Here is a 23,033-nt window from a genome sequence, read left to right as displayed (position 1 = left end):
CTTCAGCATGCAGATCACCGCCAGGCCGATCGGTCCGCAGCCGATCACGATCGCGACGTCCCGCTTGCCCACCTCGCCGCGCCGCACGGCATGCCACCCGACGGCCATCGGCTCGGTCAGCGCGGCTATCTGGGGCGCCAACCCGTTCGGGACCGGAAACGTCAGCGACCGCTCGACGAGAAGCTGCTCGGCGTAGGCGCCGGGTGCCATTGTCGACAGTCCGATCCCGTGCACCTCTTTGCCGCGCCGCAGCAGCGGCATGGCAACGACCGGTGTGCCGGTCCGCGGGGTCTTGCGTGTGCCGGGGCCGTAGTCGACCACCTCGCCGCAGAACTCGTGTCCGAATACGACGTGCTGATTCGATCGCATGAAGGCGTGGTAGCCCGATTCGGCCATCACGTCGGCGAGTTCGTCGCAGTGGTGGCGCGCATGCAGGTCCGATCCGCAGATGCCACACTTCAGGACATCGATCAGCAACTGACCCTTGGCCGGTGTCGGGCTCGGCTGGTCGACTACCTCGAGCTTCGCATTGGTGCAAGTCACCGCCTTCATCTCGCCTCGCCTCTCTTCGATCCGACGCCGGTCGTGGTCTTTCCGGTCAGGTCGATGTTCATTCCCATGGCGATCTTCCTACACGGCGGCGGGCTTGGCCGGTCCGGAGTAGCTAGAGGCTCGAGATAGCCGTCGTTCAGGAAGACGCGCGCTTCGGACGCGCCGACTGCGTTCCCGCCGCTTCTTTCAGCTCCTGGTAGGCCTGCAGAGTGTGGTGGGCGAGTCGCGGTAGGTCGTCGAGCGCCGCGGCGTTGGCAACGAACCCGAAGTCCATGCTGTCGTCGTAGGACGCCAACGTGGCGTTCAGCCCGATCGAGGCCGCGAGCGCGGAGACCGGGTAGACACCAAGTAAGCGTGCACCGTTGAGGTATCGGGGCTCCTTGGCGCCCGCCACGTTGGATATGACGAGGTTGCACGCCGGGTGCCCGACGCGATCCAGGTGCGTGGAGGCACCCAGGCCCGCGAGCGCCACGAGTCCGACCGCGTAGGTCATCGCCGCCTCGGTCGACATGCCGCCGAGTTCCTTCTTGCACGTGGCGACCGAGTCTGCCACCTGGCGGATCCGCCCCGGCATGCTCGCGCCGGGCTCGCCGAGTCGTACGAACATCGCCGACACCCGCGTGCCGATCGCCGTGTCGTCGTCGGCACGCAGCGACACCGGACACATCGCGATGAACTGGTGCGCGAAGGCGCGGCCGGTCTCGCGCAGGTAGACATGCAGCCCCCCATCGACAACGGTGACCGCCACGTCGTTGAGCGTCGCCCCGAAGTGCCGACCGACCTCGCGCATCTCCTCGAGCGGCAACGAGAGCGTTGCGAATCTTCGCCCGATTTGGAGCGGCTCGTTGGTCGGGGCGTGCTGCGCCGCGAACGGCAGGCTGCCCTCGAGATGCGACCCCACGAGACCGGCGAACACCTTGCGCAGCGCGCCGACCGAAACCTGGTTGAGCGCCTCGACCTGCGTGATTGCCCCACGGATCGAGTCGGCGATTCGCTCTGCGAGCGGCGTCGGCGGGTGCGGCGCGGGTGCCGGCGCGCTGAGCGCAAAGCCGGGCGTGGGGACGGTGCGCCGATCGGACGTGCTCAGGCCTGCATATATCCGCTTCAGGCCGGATTCACCGTCGATGATGGAGTGATGAGTCTTCGTGTAGATCGCGAACATTCGGTCCGGTACCCCGTCGATCATCCAGCTTCGAAAGAGCGGCCGGTCGCGATCGAGCATCGGCTCGTGCAGGTCGGCGACGAGCCGCAGCAGGTCGTCGTAGGAGGCTCCGGCGGGCAGCGCCAGGTGCCCGATGTGGTAGTGCGGGTCCCAGCTCGCCACCTCTCGGAAATGCGGCCCGCCGCGACCCAGGAGCTCCGGCACATAGTTGAACGGCGGCGCCGGCGGGTAGGCCCGTGACGCCTCCACGATCTCGCGCACGATGGACGCGCGGCCGGCCGGCTTTTTGAACAGCAGCATCGCACCCACGTGCGTCGTGCCGGCCGGTGACTCGATCAGCAGCCATGAAAGGTCCAGCGGCGGAATCGGTTTGCTCATGGTAGATCTCCTATCCGAACTTCAGGCAGCCGTTGACCGGCATTCAGACTGGGCGCTCAAGAATCCGAACCGTGAGAGGATGGTCTCTCAGCAGATCAGAGTCGACGAGGGGATTAAGGCCCCGCTACGGCAGTCGTAAGTCCCTCAGCAAGATCTGCTGCTCGAAGTTGCTTCCTAAGCCGCTTTCAACTGTCCGCTAGTGCGACCCCTGATGCACGGCTTTCGGACCGGAACGTGTGTTGCATCGCCGTTGCCTGCCGAGCGTCGGCAACGCTTAGTGGTTTATCCGCGAAGAGCCGCGACGGTGTCGGACACCGTGGTCGCCGGACGGAGTGTCCCGCGTCGGCAATGGCTTTGGCGGTGACTAAAGCGCCCAGTGTGAGACTCTGCAACGGATTGCCGCTGACCTCATCGGCGGGGGCAGAAAGGAAGGAGAAGCGTGGCTCTTAGTTTCAACGACGTCATCGGATCCAAGTACCTGCTGTTGACGACATTCACAAAGGACGGCCGCCCCAAACCGACGGCGATCTGGGGGGTGCCCGAGGGTGACCGGCTGCTTGTCATCACCGACGACGGGTCGTGGAAAGTCAGGCGCATTCGCAACACACCCAGGGTGACGATCGCCAGGAGTGGATCGTTGGGCAAGCCCAAAAGTGACCCGGTTGAGGGGGTCGCCCGGGTCCTGCCGAAGTCGGAGACGCGGCGGGTCTACAACGCCGTGCTCAAGCGGTACTGGTATCACGCTTGGTGGTTCTATGCGCACTCGATCGTGCGCGGTGGCATCGACAAGGTGCACATCGGCCTCGAGATCAAACCCGCCGGCTAGAGCCCGGCACCTCGGACGCCTCGACTAGTTGACGGTGATGACGGGGTTCGCGGGCACTGTTCGCCCGGCTATCGGCGACCGGTGCGCTTTCAGGCGGCGTGAGCTACCGAGGCAAACCGGTCCGGGTACGGCGACCCGTCACGGATTCGTAGATCGCAATGAGGATGACGGCAGCACCGACTCCGACGAAAAACGGAATCCAGGCGATCCCCCCATTGGCATTGTGGTATCCGAACTTGCTAGCCGCCCAGGAGCCGATCAACCCACCTAGGGCCCCGAGTACAACCGTCATGATCATGCCGATGTTTTGTTTGCCCGGCATCACGAGACGCGCAACCACACCGATGATCGCGCCCACGATGATGGCGAGAGCTATTGATCCAATCATTGCAGCTCCTGTCGTAGCGGCGCCCGTGATCGGCGCCGTCTTCAACGGGTTCCCGCACCGGCGGGCTTGTAACACACAAGTTGAGCAGGGCAGCGCTGTGATGACCGTTGCAGCGGTAACGGCCAGGTGCAGCTGGCCCGAGAAGCGGCCACCCCTCAAGTGTTAGGCACCCCGAAAGCAGTCGGGCGCGCTGCAGCGGGCGCCGCCGAGCCGAAATGTCGACTTGAGAGGGCAAACCGTCGCGGCTGAGGCGAGATAATTGTTCGCATGGATTCCAAGCGGGTTACGCGGTAATAGGGGATGAAAACATGCGCCGATTAATCGCCGAAGTAGCCGTTGTCGGCATCTGCATTTTCGCCGCCGGCTGTCACAGTCAAGCCAACCAAGGCACTAAAGCGTCGACCACCACGTCGACCACCAAAACGAAACCACCTCCGCCTCCGGTTGCAGAGGCTGCGCTGAAGGGATTTCTCCTGAGCCCCGAGGAGATCAACGCTGCTATGGGGGCAACCGACATGAAGGTCACGAACAGCCGCATCGCGATGTCTGATGACAGCGCCACGATGACGCCCAAGGAGTGTTTAGCCGTCGACGGCTCGGCGCAGGCCCAGGTCTATGCCGGCAGCGGTTTCATGGCTGAGCGCGACCAGACACTCGACCGCCAGGAGGGCGATAACTTGACTCATTTCGTCGAGCAGGCAGTCGTGCTATTCCCAACCGCCAAACAAGCCAGCGACTTCTTCACCGCCTCCGCGCAGCAGTGGCAGGCGTGCCACGACTACACCCACATCCAGTCCAAGACGCAGTGGACTGTGGGGGCGACATCCAACACCAACGGCGTCCTGAGCACGATCTCAACTCTGCAGAACCCTCCTTCCACGGGCTGGAAAGCTTGCGGACGCGCGCTCGCCGTGAAAAACAACGTCGTTGTCGACGTCAACACCTGCAGCGCCGACCCCAAGACCTCAGCCATCGACATCGCGAACCAGATCGCTGGCAAAGTGCCCGCATAATGGGCCACCAGTTATGGCGACCGCGATGGTCGGCATGGGGCCTCTGGAGAGACTCCCCGCGCCGGTTCGAGCACAGAGATGGACGAGGGACGTTACCGGACCGACGGCGGGTTCGTCACCACCATTTGATTACGCTTGACCCGTGACGCAGGAGGCGAACCGGACACCGTCGATCTTGGCGTTGGTGGCGGCGGCCCGCGTTGGGGTGGGAGCCGCGATGCTCCTGGCGCCGGGCCGGTTCTTCAAGCCCGGATCCGGTACCGAGACGCTACTTATGCAAACGATCGGGATCCGCGATCTTGTCCTCGGGTCGGGTGCCTGTGCCGCCTGGGTGCACGGCGGAGACTTCCGGGGCTGGGCGACTGTTGGTTTGATCAGCGACAGCGCCGACCTTCTTCTCGGACTACGCAGCAGGCCCCTCGTCGGTACCAGGAGCGCGCTGATCGCCACCCTGGCCCCCGTGCCGTTCGTGGGCGCGGCCGTGCTCGGCTTCGTCCGGAGTCAGAAAAGCGCCTGACGTCTTGACGGGCCGAGCGCCCTATTCGGACTTTTTTTGCCCCGGCTGTCACGATTGACTACGTGACCACCGCGATTGTGGTGACGACGCTAGTGCTCCTGGGCATCGGCATCGTTGTCAATGAACTTCTTCGGCTGAAGAGGTGGCTGAAAAATTCGCCCCCGAGTGCGCCCCCTGGTGAGGACGCCGCAGCACCTCCCGAACAGGATTAGGTGCTGAGGCTGCGAAGGGCCGCGACGGTGTCGGCCACGGTTTCGCGTGGATCGCGGTAGGTGATGCCGAGTTCTTGCTCGCTCGGCGAATCATCCGACGACGGCATCTGCGTGTAATACTGCATTCCCGCCGAGGTGAACGGCGTGTCGAAGGGCAGAAACGGCGTCGCTTTGTCCAGTACTGCGCCCGCGGCGCGAATCACGGCGTCGGGAACCGGCACCGCCAGCATCGGTGTGTCGGCGATCTCGCCGAACATGCTCGCGAGCTCACCCACCGGAACCCGGCGACCCCCCGCCATGTAGCGGCGCGGTCCGCGCCCGGGCTCTAACAACGCCACGTGCAAGGCTGCCACGTCCCGCGCGTCGACGATCAACCATGCCGCACCGCGCCCGGGAACGACGTGCAGACTCAATAGCGATCTGACGCCCTCGCCGGCCTCACCGAATTGATCGCCGACCGGAGGGCCGAGCACCATGCCGGGATAGGTGACGTTCACCGGTGCGCCGGCGTCTTGCAGCCCCCGAGCATAGATTTCGACCTGCGCCTTGGATTGTCCGTATCCATCTGTCCCGCCGACCACCGGCAGATCCGCCCGCAACGTCTCCAAGTTCGGATGAAACAGCGCCGTGAAGCTCGACACGTGAACGATCGGATCCAGTCCGAGTTCGACGGCCTGTCCGAGGACATTTTGCGCACCGCACATGTTTGTGCTCAGCATCCGGGGCGTCTCCCGCGGGTCGGTTGCGACCAGGGCGGCGCTGTGCACGACGGCGTCGCAGCCCTGCAACGCGTCGCGCACCGAGACGCGATCAGAGATGTCTCCGACGGCGAAGTCCGAGGTATCAACCCCCAACTTGGCGACAGATGTGTCAAGCCGTGCCGGGTTTCGCACCAGAAACCGAACGGAATGACCCGCGTCGGCAATGGCTTTGGCGGTCCACCCGCCTACGAATCCCGTACCCCCCGTGACCAAAACGCGCATGGTGCGATTCTGCCCCGGCGCATCGGCCCGCTCGCCGCTGGGGCTCGAGCTACAAGCGAGCTACAGGTGACTCGCGGCGTAGCCGGCGGCTTGACCCGTCATGCCGTTCACCGCGTAGAGGACGTGCGCGACGCCCGGGCTGCCGCCGGATTCGCAGATCGCGTCGCCGTCAGCGCACAACTCGAGGGTTTTGGGCTGATACAGGGGACCGATGGTGATCAGCGGTGCGCCGTACTGCTGCAGGAACTGAGCGGACGGCGTTCCGAAGAGCGCGACCGCGGCGACATGATTCGCGACCTCCGGCGGCATCGGCGGCGGTACCGCGGCAGCGGGCACGCCCGGCGGCACGGCGGCCGAGGTGACATAACCGGCCACGGCGGCGCCCTGGGAGTATCCGCCCAGTACCTCGCGGGTCCTGGGGCAGTTGGAGGCCATGGACTCAATGTGCGCACCGGCGTCACGAATGCCGTCGATGACCGTCATTGGAAAAGCGGCGTTGGAAAAGTCAGTGCTGGCGGGGTAGTTGACCGCATACACCCCGAGTGATTTGGGTCCAATCTGTGAGCGCAGGGCGTCGACGAAGGGTCCCCCGACGCTGCCCAGGCCTGGTGGCTCCCCGGAGCCGCGGGCGAAGACCACCTCGACGTCGGGGCACGGATCGGCCGACACCGCCGGGATGGGTGCGCTGAGCAGGACCGACGCACTCAACATCGCCGCCCCGACGACGGCGCCCGCTAGCCGCCGCGCCTTGCTAGCTTGGATCAATTTGAAGACGTCCATCCTGTATCCCGCCTTGTATCGCGCCCACATCACTTCAAGTCGCTTCAAGTTGCCCGATACCTTTATTCGACGCTGATCACGGTACGGATTGCCGAAAGGTTCAATCTTTAACCGGCCGCGCTCGGACCGCGAAAACCAAACGAACCAGCAAGCCCGCCGGTATTGCTCGCAAGCTTGCTGGTCCGTAAGGGTCAGCGCAACGCGTTACTTCTTAAAGGCGTCCTTCACTTTCTCACCGGCATCTTTCATGCTGGATTTGGCCTGGTCCGCCTTACCTTCGTTTCTGGTGTCGTGATCGCCGGTGGCCTTGCCGATGGCCTCTTTGGCCTTACCGCCCAAGTCCTCGATCTTGTTCTTCACTTTGTCTTCAGCGCTCATGCGCGTCTGCTCCCTCGTTGTTGGATACGTGGTTGGTATCTGCGTTGGCTGCCCGACAGCCCGAACGCGTCCTTGACCTTTTCGCCGGCATCTTTCAGATTGGCCTTGACCTGATCCCGCTTGCCCTCGGACTCGGTGCGCCGGTTCCCGGTGATCCTGCCCACGGTCTCTTTGGCCCTGCCGCCCCAGTACTGGGCCTTGTTGCTCAGTTTGTTTCTGGCGCTCATCGCTTGCACTCCTCTGATTGCGACTGTCAGGGGTGAGTACCCGACGACGCGGGATCGTAAAACGGGCCGCTGCGCGGGTGATACGTTCGTGTCGTGAAGGCCCCGGCAACGCTGCTGGCAACCGATGATGGGCTGCCGCGCGGTGTGTCCGGTGCCGCCGACCCGCATTTCGCCAACGTCGTCAAGCTCTTCGCGCAGCTGTTTCCGGGGCGCCGCTTCGGCGGCGGAGCCCTGAGCGTCTATATCGACGGGCAACCCGTCGTCGACGTGTGGACGGGATGGTCCGACCGAGCCGGCACCGAGCCCTGGACCGCCGACACCGGCGCGATGGTGTTCTCGGCGACCAAGGGCGTTGCGTCGACGGTGATCCACCGGCTGGCCGACCGGGGTCTGCTGTCCTACGACGAACCCGTCGCCGAATACTGGCCGGAGTTCGCGGCCAACGGCAAGGCCGACATCACGGTTCGCGATGTTCTGCGGCATCGATCCGGGCTGTCGCATCTGAGGGGCGTCACCAAAACGGAGTTGATGGATCACTTCCTTATGGAGGAGCGCCTGGCCGCCGCGCCCGTCGATCACCTGCGTGGCGTGCAGGCGTATCACGCGCTGACCTACGGGTGGTTGCTGTCCGGTCTGGCCCGAGCGGTCACGGGTAAAGGCATGCGCGAGCTGATCCGCCAGGAGGTCGCGCGCCCGCTCAACACCGACGGCGTGCACCTGGGCCGGCCTCCCGAGGGCTCGCCGACCAAGGCGGCGCAGATCCTGATCCCGCACGGCAGGCTGCGCGCCCCCGTGTTCAACTTCATCGCTCCCAAAGTGGCCGGTCTGCCGTTCTCGGGTGCCCTGGGCGCCATGTACTTCCCCGGCGTCATATCGCTGGTCAAAGGCGACACCCCGTTCCTGGACGGTGAGGTCCCGGGCGCCAACGGCGTGGTGACCGGTCGCGGCTTGGCCAAGATGTACGGCGTGCTGGCCAACAACGGCCGCATCGACGGCAAGAAGTACCTGTCGGAAAAGCTGGCGAGCGGCCTGACGGGTGAGTCGCGACGGAAGTGGCCGGACGCGAACATGGTGGTGCCCATGCCTTTTCACCTCGGCTACCACGAATCGCCGGTGCCCGGCTTACTTCGCGGGTTCGGTCACGTCGGCCTGGGCGGAACCCTCGGCTGGGCCGACCCGGAGGCCGGCAGTTCGTTCGGCTTCATCCACAACCGGCTCTTGACGCCGTTGCTGTTCGACATGGGATCGTTCGCGGGCCTGGCCCGCCCGCTGCGCAATGCCATCGAAGCCGCCCGTCACCAGGGCCCGCTCGAGGTGCCGCAACTGGGCGCTACCTATCCCAAAGCCGCTCGGCGACGCGCGGCCGTCGGCGAGACAGCGGCGTCGGGGAACCGTTAGCGGCTACAGCCGACTCGCGACCAACGTTGCGGCTTGAGCCGCCATGCCGGATTCAACATAAGAACCGTGCGCTTGTGGGTTCATGCCACCCGAACATGCCGGGTCGTCGGGAGCACACATGTCGATGGTTTTCGGGGCGAGAAGCGGACTGATGTCGGGGAAGCCGCCCGATAGGGCAGTCGCAAGCATGCTCTTCGGATTGCCGAAGAGCGCGACCGCCGCGACGTGATCGGCCGCTTCAGGCGGGATCATTGTGGAAGCCATATCGATGACGCCCGCGCCTTGAGACATTCCGCCGAGCACCAGTTTGGTGTTGGGGCAGCGCCCGACCATGTCCTGGACGTGACCGGTCACGTCGTTGGCGCCGATGGGCGCGCTCTGGGCGAATTGGAAGGTCCCAGGATAGTTGACCGCGTAGACCCCCAACGAGCGCCCACCGATCTGCGATCTGAGCGAATCGATGAATGCCTGGCCCACATTGCCGACGCCGGGCTGCTGGCTCGTGCCGCGTGCGAACGTCACTTCGACGTTGGGGCACGGATCGGCGTGAGCGGGAGGGCTGACCGCCGGGCCGATCAGCAGCGCCGACATCATCGCGATCGCAGCGCCGAAGACGCGAGCGATGTGGGATGCATTCATGGCTCAATGCTGACACATCGCCCGCAGCGGCGCTCCGGTCAGCTTGTCGGGATGTGCCCGCGGGGAAGCGTCAGCGGCAGGTCGGCATAGGTGACGATGCCGGGTGCAGCGGCGACGACGGCCGGGATCGCGTTGATGGTCGGCAACGCCGTCATGATGTGGCCGAGCACCATGAAGTCGGCGATCGTCTCGGCCTGGAAATACGGCGGCGGCAGGAAGCCGACCTTGGTCGTTACCGACGGCTGCCCGTCGACCTGGATGACCCAGCCGTCCTGCTCGATCTTCCAGTCGGGTTCGAGGGTCTGTCCTTTGCGCCACCGGACGTTGAGGTCGATCACGGTTTTGCCGCCGACGATGCCCTGCCAGCTCACGAAAACGCCCGCGACGCATCCCGCGGGTATCGTCCACGATCCGAGGTCGAGATCGGCTGTGGTTTGGGCAAACTCGGCAACCGGGCGCACCTCGTCGAGTTCGACGCCGAGCGCGTCGGCCACCAGCCGGACGGCCTCACCGAAAATGGCCGTCCCCTTTGCCGCCATCTGCTGCAGCTCCGGGTGGTCGATCGGTTGGCCAAAGCCCACCGGCTTCTCGGTTTCCGGCGAGTCGTAGAACGTGGTGTCCGCGGCCTCGTTGACGCTGACCTTGTCGATCCGGTTGCACACCATCGCCGACACGATGGCCAGCAGCTCGGCGAACCCGGGGCTGACGCCGGACCCGAAGATCGTCGAGCCGCCCTTCTCGCAGGCTTCCAGGATCCGGTCGCGACCGTCGCCCAGGTTGTGCCCGGTGATGAACGACGCCGTTGTCACCACGTTGACGCCCGCGGACAGGATGCGGACCAACTCGTCGACGTTGATCCACATCGGGTTGTAGACCACGCAATCCGGTTTCAGGTCGAGCAGCGCGTCGACGTCATTGGTCGCGGCCACCCCGAGCGGTGCGAGGCCAACCAGCTCGCCCGCATCACGGCCGGCCTTCTCCTTCGACCAGGCATAACACCCCACGAGCTCGAGATCGGGGTGGTCGGCGATCGATTGCAACGAGCTTCTGCCGACGTTTCCGGTGTTCCACTGCACTACGCGATAGCTGTTTGGCACTCGCTCAGCATAAGGGGAGCAGGCCGAGGCTCAGTAGCTGGATTCGCCGGCCAGGATCTCGGCCAGGAAGGCTTGATTCGCGGGGTCCGCGGCCGCGTCCAGCCGTGTCCGCGCCCAGCGACGGACCCGCGCTCGCGTTTCGCGTGACTCGGACAGGTCGGCGCCGATGATCACCGAGGTGTTCGTCCAATCGTGGTCCCAGGCAGCCGATTCCGTGAGTGGCCGCTGCTGCGCATCGAGCAGGGGCAGGGTGGCGTGGCCGTCGGCGTCCAGGGCGCCGCTGGCGCCGACGGCCCCGGACCGCACCAGTACCGTGACGCCGGTCGCCGGGTCCGGCCCGATGACGGCCGCCTGCACGACGGCCACCACCGCCGTACCTGTCGCCTCGACGTACCAGTCGACGGTGTCCTCGGCCGCATCGAATATCCCGGGAGGGACCCCGCTCCAGTTGATGGACGCGACGCCGCGGGCGATCGGGGCCGCGCCCCGCAGACCTGCGCCAGCACCGGCCGCCAGCGCGTAGTCGTCACGGCGTCCGGTCGGCAGATCCAGAGGCACACTCGAATCATCAATAACGGCAACCAGTTCCGTCCATCCGATGCCGTCGACGCCCATCTCGTCGGCAAGCTCGGCGCCGGCCCGCACCAGGTCGCGTATGCGCGCATCGTCATCGCGGACATGCACGATCAGGCCCGGGGCGTGCGGCTGCAGCAACTCGGCCACATCCGAATCCAGGGTGTCGTCGGTGAAGAAGCTTTGCGCCCCGACGGTCAGCAGCGCGACTTCGACGTCGAGAAGAGCGCGGTCGAGGCCGGCGATGCCGTCGCGTCGACTGGCCGGCCACCAGCGCCGCAACCAATGGCCCACGGCGAGCCTGCGCAACGGGTCTAGCGATCCCGGGACGATGTCGACACCGGTGAGCTCGATGGTGTGCGGGTCTTTGGTCGTTTCGAGGGCCTCGAGCGTCGAAGCCAGCATGACGTGCCCAGCCTCGCCGAGAATGTGCCACATCCAGTCGGCGCGGGAGGGGTCGGTCAGCGTGATCTGGCTGGCCTCGGGCGGGCCGTCGATCGTCCAGGACAGCACCGCGCCGCTGATCTCCAGCACCGCGGCCAGCGGCGGAGCCTCGGTTTCCTGACCCGCAATCCATAGGCCCGAATCGGCGATCAGTCTCAACCGGCCACCTGCAATTCCAGCATCGCCTTTATCCGTTGCCGGTGGTCGAGGCTCACCGACCTGGCCACGCCCTCGAGCAGGGAGCGCACGTCGTCGACGTCGTCGCAGGGCTCCTGCCAGACGTCGCGTCCGTGCAGGCGCGCCCACAGTCGGCTCAGGTACGGCTGCGGGTAGGCGGCGAGGTCGTCGATCACTTGCCGTTGGCGCGGATGGATGGGGCCGCCCTCGGCCAGGTAGCGCCGCGCGTGCAGGACGTACGCCTCCTTACGCAGCCGGGCCTGGATCTGCGCCGCCAACGCGTAGCGGCCAGCGACGGATCGGTCCAGCGGTGCGAGCTCGACCGCGACCTCGATGCCGGCCACCAGCGTGGCCTGTTTGTCCTCGCTCAACAGCCCCCACGGTGCAGCGGCCCGATCGACTTCCTCTTCGCAGAGCAGCGGGATGTCGGGCAATGCGTCGCGGTCCAGGGCACGGCGCAATGTCGAACGCACCCGGTCCACCACGCTGCGGTCCAGCGGACGGTCGCTATCGGACTCTCCGCAGACCTTCGGTTGTCGTTGTGGCGCAGAAGAACTCAATCCGAGCTCGACGATCGACCACGGCAGCTGCGCCCATTCGATGCGGGCCAGGGCGCCCAGGTTGTACGGCGTGGCGTCGGCGATCATAGCGGACCAGACATGCTGGCGCGCTGCGGCTGCACGGTGTCTGTTGGCGGGGCTGATGGCGGGTCCCAGCACGGTGCTGAGCTCGGCCAAAAACGGACCCGTCACTGTGTCGCCGGCCCGCACGTCGCGCCAACTTCGATCGAGTTGGTCGGCCAGCATCGCGACGACGTCCTGGCTTGCCACGTACTGCTGGAGTACCTCGATTGCGGTGCGGTCCCGACCCTGGTGGATATCCTGCAGCACCGCGACCGCTGTTTGATGATCGTGTGGCGTCGGTGCGCCTTTCGTCACCGCGAGCTCGAAGCAAACCGGGAAATAGAGTTCCTGTGCATTTCCGGTGCGAATCCGCAGCCGGCGGCGTTCGAGTTTGAGTGTCTCGAACCATGCTGAGGCGGCGCATAATTCGGGCCCGTTGCGCACGATCAAGTCGTGCATCGCCGCGGCCGTTTCAGGCGTCACGACGAGAAGCGAATACTGCGGATTCGAGCGCAAGCGCAGCACCAACGGGTCGATGATGCGCTTGACGGTGCGGCTGAGCGGACCGCCGTCGTCGCTACTGAGCACGTTGACGCCGGGACCGATTGCCCGCCAAGCCTGCTCGATCACCGCCCGGCGTGGGTGGCCCACCGCGACGTCAGCCGTCACGTGCGATCCCGCGTTCATGAGCACAGGATAGGGGCATCGCAAAAAATTGGACATCGAAAAAGTTGGGTTTGGTAGCCGGCCGGCGCCGAGAGGCTGGACGCATGAAGAAGCCAACGCTGCTGCTGGTTGGCGCCGAGATCGTGCTGCTCGCAACCGCCGTCCTGTTCCTCGCCTTTCAAAATTTGTGGAACACGTTGATCGGCGTTTCCTGTGTGGTGGTGGCGTTGGTGTTGGTTGGCTGGCTGGTTTTTGCACCAACCGAGAAGTCCGCCGACGGCCGGACCGTCGGCGTCGGCACCGTCTGCGCTGCCGGCGACCGCCAGATCACCATTCAGGTGACCAGTGTGCACGGAGAGAAGTTCATCGGCCGCTTGGTTCATTACGGCGGCGATGCGGTCGCTTCATGGTTGCGTCCCGGAGCGATTCTCTTGGTCGCGTTTGATCCCACTGCCCGCGAACGGCTTTCGTTACCTGACGACATGTTGGCCGTCCGTGCGACGGACGTGTGCTCAACGTGAGCGACGTGAACGTCAGTGAGCGCCGTCGACGGTAAACGTGACCAGCGCGGCCCAATACAGCGGGTTGGCGGTGATGTCACCACCGCGCCACCGCCGCATCTGTTCGCGTTGCCAACGATTAACCGCGCACCCCGCATCGGCGGCTTCGTGTGCCCGATCGACAGCGACGATCACCTCAGACATCGGATCGGTCGCCTCGGCACCGGTTGCCGTAAATCGCCGATAGGCCGCCGTGGTGGGCAGCGACCACAACGTGGCAGTCACCAACTGTGCGCCGCCGAGGATCATCGCCGCCACCAGGCCGGCCGCCTCGTCGAATTGGTAATCACCGCCCGACGCACAAGCCAGCAGGGCTACCCGGGGCGGCATCGGCAACCGCAACGACATCAGGTCCGACGCGGTGAGCGGACGATGGTCGCCGATGGAGTTGGCATCGCCGGGAATCCGCGCCGTACACGCGAGGTGAAGTGCGGCCCGGTCGGCTCGGCTTCCGCGCTCGGGGTCGCCGTCTGCCGAGCTCGCGTGTCCGACGTAGAGGACCCGACTCGGCTGCTGGGCCAGCAGCTCGGCGAGCCACCTGCGGTCGGCATCCTGACGCCGGAACAGCTCCACCGCCGCATCGACGTTCGGGAGTACCGGACGGCGTTGCATCAGTTCGGCGAAGTGCTGCGCCACTCGCGTCCGCGCTGACGGCCTCCCGAGCACTGACCCGAGCGCGGAGTCCGGGAGCTGCCCCGGCACCCGGGGGTCGAGGACCAGCAGAGGAGGACCGTCTTGCCTTGCGTCCCATGCGGCAGGTGTCCGCGGCGAGTGCACGATGTTCTGCGGTACCGCCATCAACACGTCGGCCAACTCCATCAGGCGATAGCCGTCGGTGTGGTCGTTGATATCGGTGAGCTGCCAAGGGATTCGGGCGGCCACCCGGCCGGCGGTCGTGATCGCATCCGCGCGGGCGCGCAGCAATTCCTCTGCGGTAGGTCCCGACTTCGGCAGCGCCAACAATCCCCAGGGCACACGTGCCAGTCGGGCGCTGGGGGAGACGAACAGCAGCGCGCGCGGCGAAGCCGTGCACTCGGCCAATAACTGCCACCCGGGCGAGCCGATCAGAAGCACACCCAGGATGTAGGCGACCATCAGTTCGGTGTGTGGGGCGGCGAAAGGCCCCCTGGTCAAGGCTCGTTCGATGGCGTCGCGCCGGCTCTCGGATTCGCGCGGCTCGGGCAACGCATCATCCAACTCCTGCAGGGCCGCGAGCAGGAGCGGCTCTTCCACCACCCACGTGACGGTTCGCGACGGCTGGCCGACCACCCGCAAACTGGCGTACGTGGCGATCCCGACGTCGGCGAATCTTAAGACCAGGGTCAGCCGGTCCGGGTCGCTCATGGCCAAGTCGACCACGCGGGTTCGGCGGCTGTGACGTCACGGCCGTATCGCTGCAACGCCAGCGCGCAATAGTGACTCATGATCGGCGGCGCATCCGGCTGCATCTGTAACGGTGGCAACGGGCCGAGCCGGGTTAGCGAAATGCCTTCTTCCGCTCTGGATCCGGCTGGCCCGGCCGCGGCTGTGGCTGGCTCTGGCTCGCCGTCGAAAAGAACGGGTGCGGTCGCGGTTGACGCCCATTCGCCGATGTCGCGCTCCGGGTTCCGTTGGGCTGGTTCGGTGCTGAAAGTTCCTCGCGCACTGTGGTACTCGACCAGCTCACTGATCAGTTCGGTGTTCGCCCACTCCCAGGCGACGGCGAAGGCGCTGGCCAAAATCGGTGCCGAAATGTAAGTGGCCCACCTCGATCTCGCGTCGGCGTCGGCGATCGAATACCGCACCGAGTCGACGGCCAGCGCCGCCGGCACCTTGAGCTCCGCGGCCTGCCCGAGTTTGGCCGCCGCACGCCGAAATTCCGGGCTGTCGACCGCGGCCCGGATGACGCCCAGCGCTCGGGCTTGCCGGGCTTGGGCTTCTTCCCACGTCTCTGAGGGATCACCCGCGGCGTCGAAACCCAGGTCAGTCAACGCGTCCGCCCGCCACACCGTGCCCAGGTGGTTGTCGAGCTGCGCGTACTGCAGCCAACTGCTGCGGGGCGACGAGTCCAGCCATTCCCGGGCTTGGGCGATCAGCTCGACCGCTTCGGCGAAGCGACCGCGGAAGATCGCTATCCAGCTACGCTGCAACAGAATACGGTGAATGTGCAGCGGTTTGGCCAGTTTCCGCCAGTGCCGCTCGGCGTGCTCCCAGCACTCGTCGGCGGCCTGCAGGGCACCGCGCGCCAGCCGGGTCAGGCCGAGATAGAGCCAGCAGCGCGACACGTCGTGAGCCCGGGCGTGCCGCGCGATGACGGGATACGCCTGCGAGACTAGCCGTTCGGTCGTCTCGCAGTCGCGCACCGACCAGGACGCAGCGGCTCGCTCTAATTCCGTTCTGGCGGTGGCTAATTCCCATCCGTTGGCCTGCGCTCGGGCCCCGGCGCGCCGGAGCCAGGGTTGGGCCTCCGATAACCGCCCCGTCTCGACACAGAATCTGCCGTACGCGGTGGCTGCGACCACCTGGAGAAAGTAGCCGGCCTCGGTGCGGCCGGCAGGCTGGTCGGTGGCCGCGAGTGCCTTCTCCCACAACGGAACCGACCGCGCATGTAGGTCGTCGTCGCAGAGCGCGGTCGCGCAGAGGATCTGCGCGTAGGTGAGCAAGAAGGCGTGCTCGTCGGCGAGGGCGGGGAACTCCTCATCGGAGTCCGCATCGCCCAAGGCTTTCAGGGCTGTCTCGGCGCCCACGTGATCGCCCTGCGCCGCGGCCAGACCCGTTTCCAGGAACTGCGCTCGCCGTGAGTATCGGCAGATCATCTGCGCCACTTCGGTGCCGGACATCCGCACTTGCGTGGCGGCCCTCGGCATCATGCCGGCGGCAATTCCCGAATAGATCGCCAGGCAGTCGCGGATGCGCCGGATGAACTCTCGCACGCCGTCATTGGCACCCCGAACGAGGTAGATTTCACCAAGCTGCGCAAAGACTTCCAGCATGAAGTCGTCTCGGTCGGCCTGTACGATCTGTGGGACCAGCGAAAACAGCATATCCCGGGCCGCGACCTCGTCGGCGGCAAAGATCAGGCGACGGGTGCGCTCCAATTCGCCAGGGATCGACACGGCTGAATCATAAGTCTGTTGCTGGGCAAACCGGAGCGGCGGACGCGTGAGTGACGCACGTCCGCCGCCCGGAGTCGGACCGATCAGCCGCAGGTCACCTTGATGTTGAAGTCCTTGGTGATCATCCCGGCCATCGGGTTCTTCATGTCGGCGCCCTGCGCCTGACCGGTGATGGTGTAGGTCTTGCCATCGACGGAGACGTTGGCCGAGCCGACCTTTGCGCCCATGTTGCTGACGGACAGCGCGTTGCCGTCCACTACCATCGCCAGCGACTCCACCTTCGGGGTGGTCTCGTCGGTCATCACGACGGCCAATGCCTGCTTGCCGGCGGTGGATCCGCTGCCGATGTCGATCTTGCCGCCCTGCTTGACGCAGGTCACCGTGGCTGGGTCCACGCCCGCCAGGGCGCTGCCGCCCACCAGAACCTGCGCGCCCCCGCCGCCGGTGGAGACGCTGGACGCGGGACTGGCCGTGTGGCCGCCGCTCGAGCATGCCATCAGGGCCGACGCACAGCCAATGGCTCCAATAGCTGTCGCGAGAAGACGTTTCACTGGACTTCCTTCCATTCATGTCGCCGCCCGGTTGGCGGCGTCATGGGAGCAAGTAGAGACCGGCCGCGTTGCTACCGATCCCAATTTTCTTGTGCAACCGGTAGGCTGCCTCGACGTAACCCGACGAAGGGAGATTGCCGATGACCAAGGTGAAATGGCTGGAAGGGCCTGAGCCCCATGATTTTCCGGCCGCGTCCGACTACTTGGACATGCTTGCGGAGCCGCATATCGTCAAGCAATTGACCGAGAAGCTGCAGGCCGGGACTGTCGTGCACAAGAAGGCCAAAGACATCCTTCGGGCGGCGCAGCTGAACCTGCTGCCCAGTGACAATCCGCACGTGACCGCGGATCTCGCGAAGATCAAAAAGGGGCAGCCGCTGTCGCCGATTCTGCTGATCCGCGGTGACTATGCGACCGGTGTTCCGCTCCAGATCGCCGACGGCTATCACCGGGTGTGCGCCAGCTACTACACCGACGAAAACACCGACATTCCCGTCGTCCTCGTGGCGTTGAGCCAGTAACAGGAGCCCCGACGTGAGGCCGACTGTGCTCAGTGCTCGAGTGTCTCTGTGATTGAGATCGAGGCCTTGAAAACTGGGCCAGTCACGGTGCAGGTGCTGACCGTGTCATCTGGGCGTGTCAATGCCCTCGATGTCGAGGTGCTGCAAGAGTTCACCGGCGCCGTTCGCGAGCTGCAGAGCTCGGGCGCCGGCGCGCTCGTTGTCACCGGCGCCGGCAAGGTGTCTCCGCCGGGGTCGACCTCGACCAGGTGCTGCAGGGCGGGGCTGACTACACCGATCGGCTGATCCCGGCGCTGTCCGACGCGTTCGACGCGCTGTTCTGCTATCCGGGACCTACGGTGGCCGCAATCAACGGTGCCGCCATCGCGGGCGGGTGCGTGCTCGCGTGCGCTTGCGACCGCCGCCTGATCAGCCCCGACGCGAAGATCGGGGCATCAGAGGTCCGCGTCGGAGTGCCGTTTCCGGTCGCCGCACTGGAGGTGGTGCGTTACGCGTGCGGAGACCGCGCCGAGGAAGTGTTGCTCGGCGGTCGCCTCTATCGAGGGGATGACGCCGTCGCCAGCGGACTTGCGCACCGCGTCGTCGCCGACGATCTCCTCGAGGCGGCGGAGGCGGAGGCATTGGACCTGGGCGGCATCTCCGCCGAGGCCTACGCCCACACGAAAGGTCAGCTGAGAGCGCCCGCCCTGGCGCGGATCCGCGAGGGCGGCGAGATCGACCGCGAAGTCAGCCGGTTGTGGAGCACCGACCACACGCGACAGCGCCTCGCCGACTCCATGGAAAGCCTGCGGCGCCGCGGCTGACCGGAGTCACTCCGTTCGTGGTTCATCCAAGGTGACCGCGCCCCGCGTGCTCCTGCGCCGAAGGCGATGTGACGCCTTCCCGGTCGGGCGGCGGTTACGCAACCCACCCCGGGGCTCCTCGGTGTCTTCGGTGCCTTCGCTGTCTTCGCTGTCGTCAGCCGCGGCGCTGTCGGGGCTTTCAGGTTCTGCGGTGGGAGCCACCGCCGCTGCCCCCTCTTCTAGGGTCTCCTCCGCCGGCTCCAGCGTCTCGGTCTCGTCGGGTTCGCCGACCGCGGCTTCCTCGGTTTCTTCGGCGTCTTCAGGCTCTCCCGTGGCTTCTGGCGTCTCTTCTTGCGACTCCAGGTCAGCCTCGTCGCGCTTCTTGCGGCGGCCAATGCGACGTTGTTTGGGTTTCTTCGCCTTGATCGGTTTCGGCGGTGGCGGCGGCAGCTCGGCGACAAACGACAGGTAGAAGGCGAAAAGCCCGAGCAGCGCGATGGCGGCGGCGCCCCCGTAAACGGCGAACAGATACTGTCCCGCGGCGTCCAGGCTGAGCCAGATCTCGCTGATCGCGGTGCCGATGATCAGCACCCCGGCCAGCACGTGGGCCACGATCGACCAGGTCCTCAGGGACAGCGCCAGCTGCGGGGTGCCCAGCTCGGGCTTGCGGGTACGCAACAGCGTGAAAACCACCGGTAGCGCGGCCAGTCCGATCAGTGCACCCGTCACGATCCGCAGCGCCGTACCCAGAGTTTGCGACGTGTCGCCCATCAACTCCAGCCAGCGCGGCAATACGAAATAGAAGTAGAGGGCGCCGGCAACGAGGAAGAACACTACGTGCCACGGCACGGCAATCTTGCGCCCCATACCCCTCCTCGCGTTGGTCAGTTCCCGCCAGCCTAAAGGTGACCAGCTCGATTCCCAACCAAATATCGTGCATGTTCCTGCGCCGGACGATTGCGGAGGATGCGGGATTTGAACCCGCGAGGGCTGTTAACCCAACCCGCGTTCCAGGCGAGCGCCATAGGCCACTAGGCGAATCCTCCGTGGCCATGGTAGCGGCTGACTCAGGCCGGCTGTGATGTGGTCGCCGACGTTCGGTCGAACCCAGGTATTAGACTCGCCATGGACCCCGCGCGGCGTCTATCCTGTGAACTCCCCCAGGGCCGGAAGGCAGCAAGGGTCAATGGGCTCTGTCGGGTGCGCGGGGTCCCCTTAATGCTCGAAAGGTGCCCCGCTAGCAACATGGTGTCGCTCGATTCCCTCACCCCCGACGAGTTGGCCGCTCAACACGGACGCCACCAGCAGGATTATGTGCAGCTGCAGGCCATGAAGCTGGCCCTGGACCTGACGCGCGGCAAACCGTGCACAGAGCAGCTGGACCTGTCCAACCAGCTGCTGAGCCTGCCCGGAGACGATTACCGCGACGAGGAGGGCACCGACACCCGCAACTACGGCGGGCTGCACGGCCTGCCCGGATTGCGGGCCATATTCGCCGAGCTGCTCGGCATCCCGGTGCAGAACCTGATCGCGGGTAACAACTCCAGCCTCGAGCTGATGCACGATCTCGTCGTCTTTTCGATGTTGTACGGCGGCATGGATTCGACGCGTCCCTGGAAGGATGAGCCGAGCGTCAAATTCCTCTGCCCCGTCCCGGGCTACGACCGGCACTTTGCCATCACCGAGACGCTGGGCATCGAGATGATCCCGGTCCCGATGCTTCACGACGGCCCGGATGTCGATCTGATCGAGGAGCTGGTCGCCGCGGACCCCGCAATCAAGGGGATGTGGACGGTTCCGGTGTTCGGCAACCCCACCGGAGTGACCTACTCCTGGGAAACCGTTCGCCGGCTGGTACAGATGCGGACCGCGGCATCCGACTTCCGGTTGTTCTGGGACAACGCGTATGCGGTGCACACGCTGACGCATGACTTCGTCCGCCAGGTCGACGTCCTGGGGCTGGCCGCAAAGGCCGGCAACCCCAACAGGCCGTACGTTTTCGCGTCCACATCGAAGATCACCTTCGCCGGCGGCGGTGTCAGCTTCCTGGGCGGCTCCCTGGGCAACATCGCCTGGTATCTGCAGTACGCGGCGAAGAAGTCGATCGGCCCGGACAAGGTCAACCAGCTGCGGCATCTGCGCTTCTTCGGCGATGCCGACGGGGTGCGCCTGCACATGCTGCGGCACCAGCAGATATTGGCGCCGAAATTCGCGCTGGCGCTCGAGATTCTGGATCAACGGCTCACCGATTCCAAGATCGCGTCCTGGACCGAGCCCAAGGGCGGCTACTTCATCAGCCTCGATGTGTTGCCCGGCACCGCCCGGCGAACCGTCGCGTTGGCCAAGGACGCCGGTATCGCGGTCACCGAGGCGGGCGCGTCGTTCCCGTATCGGAAGGATCCGGACGACAAGAACATCCGGATCGCGCCCACTTTCCCGTCGGTGCCGGACCTGCGTAACGCGGTCGACGGGCTGGCGACCTGCGCGCTGCGGGCGGCGTCCGAGTCGCTGCTGGCGTCCGCGTAGTCGAGCGTGCGCTGACCCGCCCTGCCATCGTCACACCGCAGGCTTGATTGCCCGCCTCCTCCTCGCGCCACTCCGCGGCGCGCGTCGTCACCGGGCCTGAGTAGCCTGGCTGACCGTGGCCCTCTACCGCAAATATCGACCGGCAACCTTCGCCGAAGTGGTGGGGCAGGAGCACGTCACCGAACCGCTGTCGATCGCGCTGAACGCCGGGCGGATCAACCATGCATACCTGTTCTCCGGGCCGCGTGGCTGCGGAAAGACGTCGTCCGCGCGCATCCTGGCCCGGTCGTTGAACTGTGCCCAGGGACCGACGGCAACACCGTGCGGGGTTTGCGATTCCTGCACGGCATTGGCGCCCAATGCGCCCGGCAGCATCGACGTGGTGGAACTCGACGCCGCCAGCCATGGCGGGGTCGACGACACCCGCGAACTGCGGGATCGTGCGTTCTACGCGCCCGCGCAGTCGCGCTACCGGGTGTTCATCGTCGACGAGGCGCACATGGTGACCACCGCGGGGTTCAACGCGCTGCTCAAGATCGTGGAGGAGCCGCCCGAGCACCTCATCTTCATCTTCGCCACCACCGAACCGGAGAAGGTGCTGCCGACGATCCGGTCGCGCACCCATCACTATCCGTTCCGGCTGCTGCCGCCGCGCACCATGCGGGCGTTGATCGCGCGGATCTGTGAGCAGGAGGCCGTCGTCGTCGACGATGCGGTGTATCCGCTGGTGATCCGTGCCGGGGGTGGTTCGCCGCGTGACGCCCTCTCGGTGCTAGACCAGTTGGTGGCCGGAGCCGACGACAATCACGTCACCTACCAGCGGGCGCTGGGGTTGCTGGGCGCCACCGACGTCTCCTTGATCGACGAGGCGGTCGACGCTCTCGGCGCAGGAGACGCCGCGGCGCTGTTCGGCGCGGTCGAATCCGTGATCGACGCCGGTCACGACCCAAGGCGCTTCGCCACCGACCTGCTGGAGCGGTTCCGCGACCTCATCGTGCTGCAAGCAGTTCCCGATGCGGCGTCACGCGGCGTCGTAGACGCCCCGGAGGACGTGCTGGACCGGATGCGGGAGCAGGCGGCGCGTATCGGGCCGGCGACCCTGACGCGCTACGCCGAAGTGGTGCAGGCCGGGCTGGGTGAGATGCGCGGGGCGACCGCGCCGCGCCTGCTGCTCGAAGTGGTCTGCGCGCGACTGCTGCTGCCCTCGGCCAGCGATGCCGAGTCGGCGCTGCTGCAACGCGTCGAGCGGATCGAGACCCGGCTGGACATGTCGATCCCCGCGCCTGCGCCGGCCGAGCCGACACCCCTGCCGGCCGCCCAGCCCAGCCGGTCGCCGCGGCGGGCCGCGCCTGCCGAGTCGAAGCCCAGCCCCGAACCGACTCCAGTGCCGCCGGCCGAACCGACTCCGGTGCCGGCCGCCGCCGAGCCGGCCATTGAACCGGTCGCCATACCGGGTGAACCCAATGCGGCTGCGGTGCGAACGATGTGGCCGACAGTGCGCGACAAGGTACGCCAGCGCAGCCGGACTACCGAGGTGATGCTGGCGGGCGCAACCGTCCTGGCGATCGAGGGCAACACGTTGGTGTTGACCCATAGCTCGGCACCACTGGCCAAGCGGCTGTCCGAACAGCGCAACGCCGACGTCATCGCCGAAGCGCTCAAAGACGCGCTGGGGGTGAACTGGCGGGTGCGTTGTGAGACCTTCGCAGCGGAGCCCGCCAGTTCAATCCCAGCGCCACCACCCGCGGGCGGGGGAGTGAAGCCGCCGATTCCCGAAGCGATTCCAGCGCCGACGGATGTCCCCGCTGTAGTGGATTCGGGTCAGCAGGACGAAGACGACGAGGAACACATGCTGGCCGAAGCGGGCCGCGGCGACCCGCAGGCGCCGCGCCGCGACCCGGAAGAGGTCGCACTTGAGCTGCTACAAAACGAGCTGGGTGCGCGCCGGATAGACAACGGCTAATC

25 protein-coding genes, 1 tRNA gene and 1 other RNA gene are annotated in these 23,033 nt (G+C 66.1%); 11 read left to right on the top strand and 16 right to left on the bottom strand.

What is annotated here, in order from left to right; all coding sequences use genetic code 11:
- A partial coding sequence (locus tag ACLP9N_RS02865) for an alcohol dehydrogenase catalytic domain-containing protein (protein ID WP_442405972.1) occupies positions 1–552 on the bottom strand: 552 nt, incomplete at its 3' end.
- A gap of 136 nt (positions 553–688) precedes the next feature.
- Positions 689–2,092, bottom strand: a complete 1,404-nt coding sequence (locus ACLP9N_RS02860; protein ID WP_442405971.1) for a wax ester/triacylglycerol synthase family O-acyltransferase — start codon at positions 2,090–2,092, stop codon at positions 689–691.
- 439 nt (positions 2,093–2,531) lie between these two features.
- Here ACLP9N_RS02860 and ACLP9N_RS02855 point away from each other — a divergent pair, with 439 nt between their 5' ends.
- The gene (locus ACLP9N_RS02855) at positions 2,532–2,918 is read left to right on the top strand and encodes a PPOX class F420-dependent oxidoreductase (RefSeq protein ID WP_442405970.1); all 387 of its coding nucleotides are present in this window, start codon (positions 2,532–2,534) and stop codon (positions 2,916–2,918) included.
- A gap of 103 nt (positions 2,919–3,021) precedes the next feature.
- On the opposite strand, the gene ACLP9N_RS02850 is transcribed toward ACLP9N_RS02855, so the two are convergent.
- On the bottom strand, positions 3,022–3,306 hold the full coding sequence (locus ACLP9N_RS02850) for a GlsB/YeaQ/YmgE family stress response membrane protein (RefSeq protein WP_442405969.1): 285 nt from the start codon (positions 3,304–3,306) through the stop codon (positions 3,022–3,024).
- Positions 3,307–3,614: 308 nt separating this feature from the next.
- Between ACLP9N_RS02850 and ACLP9N_RS02845 the strand changes: the two genes are divergently transcribed.
- Both ACLP9N_RS02845 and ACLP9N_RS02840 read left to right on the top strand, forming a co-directional pair.
- Positions 3,615–4,319, top strand: a complete 705-nt coding sequence (locus tag ACLP9N_RS02845) for a sensor domain-containing protein (RefSeq protein ID WP_442405968.1) — start codon at positions 3,615–3,617, stop codon at positions 4,317–4,319.
- Positions 4,320–4,461: 142 nt separating this feature from the next.
- The gene (locus ACLP9N_RS02840) at positions 4,462–4,836 is read left to right on the top strand and encodes a hypothetical protein (RefSeq protein ID WP_442405967.1); all 375 of its coding nucleotides are present in this window, start codon (positions 4,462–4,464) and stop codon (positions 4,834–4,836) included.
- A gap of 208 nt (positions 4,837–5,044) precedes the next feature.
- On the opposite strand, the gene ACLP9N_RS02835 is transcribed toward ACLP9N_RS02840, so the two are convergent.
- From ACLP9N_RS02835 to ACLP9N_RS02820, 4 genes are all read right to left on the bottom strand, one after another.
- Entirely contained in the window at positions 5,045–6,031 is a 987-nt protein-coding gene (locus ACLP9N_RS02835; protein ID WP_442405966.1) for an NAD-dependent epimerase/dehydratase family protein, read from the bottom strand.
- A gap of 60 nt (positions 6,032–6,091) precedes the next feature.
- Positions 6,092–6,742 carry a cutinase family protein gene (locus ACLP9N_RS02830; RefSeq protein ID WP_442405978.1) on the bottom strand — a complete coding sequence of 217 codons (651 nt, stop codon included), beginning with the start codon at positions 6,740–6,742 and terminating at the stop codon, positions 6,092–6,094.
- Positions 6,743–7,015: 273 nt separating this feature from the next.
- Complete coding sequence (locus tag ACLP9N_RS02825) at positions 7,016–7,189, bottom strand: CsbD family protein (protein WP_442405965.1); 174 nt, start codon at positions 7,187–7,189, stop codon at positions 7,016–7,018.
- Positions 7,186–7,416 carry a CsbD family protein gene (locus ACLP9N_RS02820; protein WP_442405964.1) on the bottom strand — a complete coding sequence of 77 codons (231 nt, stop codon included), beginning with the start codon at positions 7,414–7,416 and terminating at the stop codon, positions 7,186–7,188. The genes ACLP9N_RS02825 and ACLP9N_RS02820 overlap by 4 nt, the downstream gene beginning before the upstream one ends.
- A gap of 93 nt (positions 7,417–7,509) precedes the next feature.
- Here ACLP9N_RS02820 and ACLP9N_RS02815 point away from each other — a divergent pair, with 93 nt between their 5' ends.
- Positions 7,510–8,814: a serine hydrolase domain-containing protein gene (locus ACLP9N_RS02815; RefSeq protein WP_442405963.1), complete on the top strand. Its 1,305-nt coding sequence runs from the start codon at positions 7,510–7,512 to the stop codon at positions 8,812–8,814.
- Positions 8,815–8,817: 3 nt separating this feature from the next.
- On the opposite strand, the gene ACLP9N_RS02810 is transcribed toward ACLP9N_RS02815, so the two are convergent.
- Genes ACLP9N_RS02810 through ACLP9N_RS02795 form a run of 4 tightly spaced genes read right to left on the bottom strand, consistent with a single transcriptional unit; the run spans position 8,818 to position 13,054 of the window.
- Positions 8,818–9,453, bottom strand: coding sequence for a cutinase family protein (locus tag ACLP9N_RS02810; RefSeq protein ID WP_442405962.1), 636 nt, complete (start codon positions 9,451–9,453; stop codon positions 8,818–8,820).
- A 38-nt stretch (positions 9,454–9,491) separates the two neighbouring features.
- Positions 9,492–10,550, bottom strand: a complete 1,059-nt coding sequence (locus ACLP9N_RS02805; RefSeq protein WP_442405961.1) for an NAD(P)H-dependent amine dehydrogenase family protein — start codon at positions 10,548–10,550, stop codon at positions 9,492–9,494.
- A 30-nt stretch (positions 10,551–10,580) separates the two neighbouring features.
- Positions 10,581–11,726, bottom strand: a complete 1,146-nt coding sequence (locus tag ACLP9N_RS02800; protein WP_442405960.1) for a hypothetical protein — start codon at positions 11,724–11,726, stop codon at positions 10,581–10,583.
- A complete protein-coding gene (locus ACLP9N_RS02795; protein ID WP_442405959.1) occupies positions 11,723–13,054 on the bottom strand; it encodes a hypothetical protein in 1,332 nt (443 codons plus the stop codon). Before ACLP9N_RS02795 ends, ACLP9N_RS02800 begins: the two co-directional genes overlap by 4 nt.
- Before the next feature lie 83 nt (positions 13,055–13,137).
- Between ACLP9N_RS02795 and ACLP9N_RS02790 the strand changes: the two genes are divergently transcribed.
- Positions 13,138–13,554, top strand: a complete 417-nt coding sequence (locus tag ACLP9N_RS02790) for a hypothetical protein (protein WP_442405958.1) — start codon at positions 13,138–13,140, stop codon at positions 13,552–13,554.
- A 12-nt stretch (positions 13,555–13,566) separates the two neighbouring features.
- Here the strand turns inward: ACLP9N_RS02790 and ACLP9N_RS02785 are convergent, their stop codons facing one another.
- The 3 genes from ACLP9N_RS02785 to ACLP9N_RS02775 form a co-directional block, all read right to left on the bottom strand.
- On the bottom strand, positions 13,567–14,937 hold the full coding sequence (locus ACLP9N_RS02785; protein WP_442405957.1) for a CHAT domain-containing protein: 1,371 nt from the start codon (positions 14,935–14,937) through the stop codon (positions 13,567–13,569).
- Positions 14,934–16,688, bottom strand: a complete 1,755-nt coding sequence (locus ACLP9N_RS02780) for a hypothetical protein (RefSeq protein ID WP_442405956.1) — start codon at positions 16,686–16,688, stop codon at positions 14,934–14,936. Before ACLP9N_RS02780 ends, ACLP9N_RS02785 begins: the two co-directional genes overlap by 4 nt.
- A gap of 83 nt (positions 16,689–16,771) precedes the next feature.
- Positions 16,772–17,206, bottom strand: coding sequence for a lipoprotein LpqH (locus tag ACLP9N_RS02775; RefSeq protein WP_442405977.1), 435 nt, complete (start codon positions 17,204–17,206; stop codon positions 16,772–16,774).
- A 173-nt stretch (positions 17,207–17,379) separates the two neighbouring features.
- On the opposite strand from ACLP9N_RS02775, the gene ACLP9N_RS02770 reads away from it, so the two are divergent.
- The 3 genes from ACLP9N_RS02770 (at position 17,380) to ACLP9N_RS02760 (ending at position 18,563) form a co-directional block, all read left to right on the top strand.
- Positions 17,380–17,760, top strand: coding sequence for a hypothetical protein (locus ACLP9N_RS02770; protein WP_442405955.1), 381 nt, complete (start codon positions 17,380–17,382; stop codon positions 17,758–17,760).
- Between the two features lie 102 nt (positions 17,761–17,862).
- Positions 17,863–18,045 (top strand): hypothetical protein, encoded by a 183-nt coding sequence (locus tag ACLP9N_RS02765; protein WP_442405954.1) that lies wholly within the window; start codon positions 17,863–17,865, stop codon positions 18,043–18,045.
- Positions 18,009–18,563: an enoyl-CoA hydratase-related protein gene (locus tag ACLP9N_RS02760; RefSeq protein WP_442405953.1), complete on the top strand. Its 555-nt coding sequence runs from the start codon at positions 18,009–18,011 to the stop codon at positions 18,561–18,563. The genes ACLP9N_RS02765 and ACLP9N_RS02760 overlap by 37 nt, the downstream gene beginning before the upstream one ends.
- 6 nt (positions 18,564–18,569) lie before the next feature.
- Here the strand turns inward: ACLP9N_RS02760 and ACLP9N_RS02755 are convergent, their stop codons facing one another.
- The gene (locus ACLP9N_RS02755) at positions 18,570–19,409 is read right to left on the bottom strand and encodes a hypothetical protein (RefSeq protein ID WP_442405952.1); all 840 of its coding nucleotides are present in this window, start codon (positions 19,407–19,409) and stop codon (positions 18,570–18,572) included.
- A gap of 93 nt (positions 19,410–19,502) precedes the next feature.
- Positions 19,503–19,588 (bottom strand) — tRNA-Ser (locus ACLP9N_RS02750).
- A 78-nt stretch (positions 19,589–19,666) separates the two neighbouring features.
- On the opposite strand from ACLP9N_RS02750, the gene ffs reads away from it, so the two are divergent.
- The 3 genes from ffs (at position 19,667) to ACLP9N_RS02735 (ending at position 23,031) form a co-directional block, all read left to right on the top strand.
- Positions 19,667–19,761: signal recognition particle sRNA small type (gene ffs / locus ACLP9N_RS02745), an RNA gene on the top strand.
- A 29-nt stretch (positions 19,762–19,790) separates the two neighbouring features.
- Positions 19,791–21,068, top strand: a complete 1,278-nt coding sequence (locus ACLP9N_RS02740; protein ID WP_442405976.1) for an aminotransferase class I/II-fold pyridoxal phosphate-dependent enzyme — start codon at positions 19,791–19,793, stop codon at positions 21,066–21,068.
- A gap of 115 nt (positions 21,069–21,183) precedes the next feature.
- Positions 21,184–23,031, top strand: a complete 1,848-nt coding sequence (locus tag ACLP9N_RS02735; RefSeq protein WP_442405951.1) for a DNA polymerase III subunits gamma/tau — start codon at positions 21,184–21,186, stop codon at positions 23,029–23,031.
- The last annotated feature ends 2 nt before the right edge of the window (positions 23,032–23,033 follow it).

This window comes from Mycobacterium sp. (genome assembly GCF_052144515.1).
Classification (GTDB): Bacteria; Actinomycetota; Actinomycetes; order Mycobacteriales; family Mycobacteriaceae; genus Mycobacterium.
This window is presented reverse-complemented; position numbering and strand designations above follow the sequence as displayed.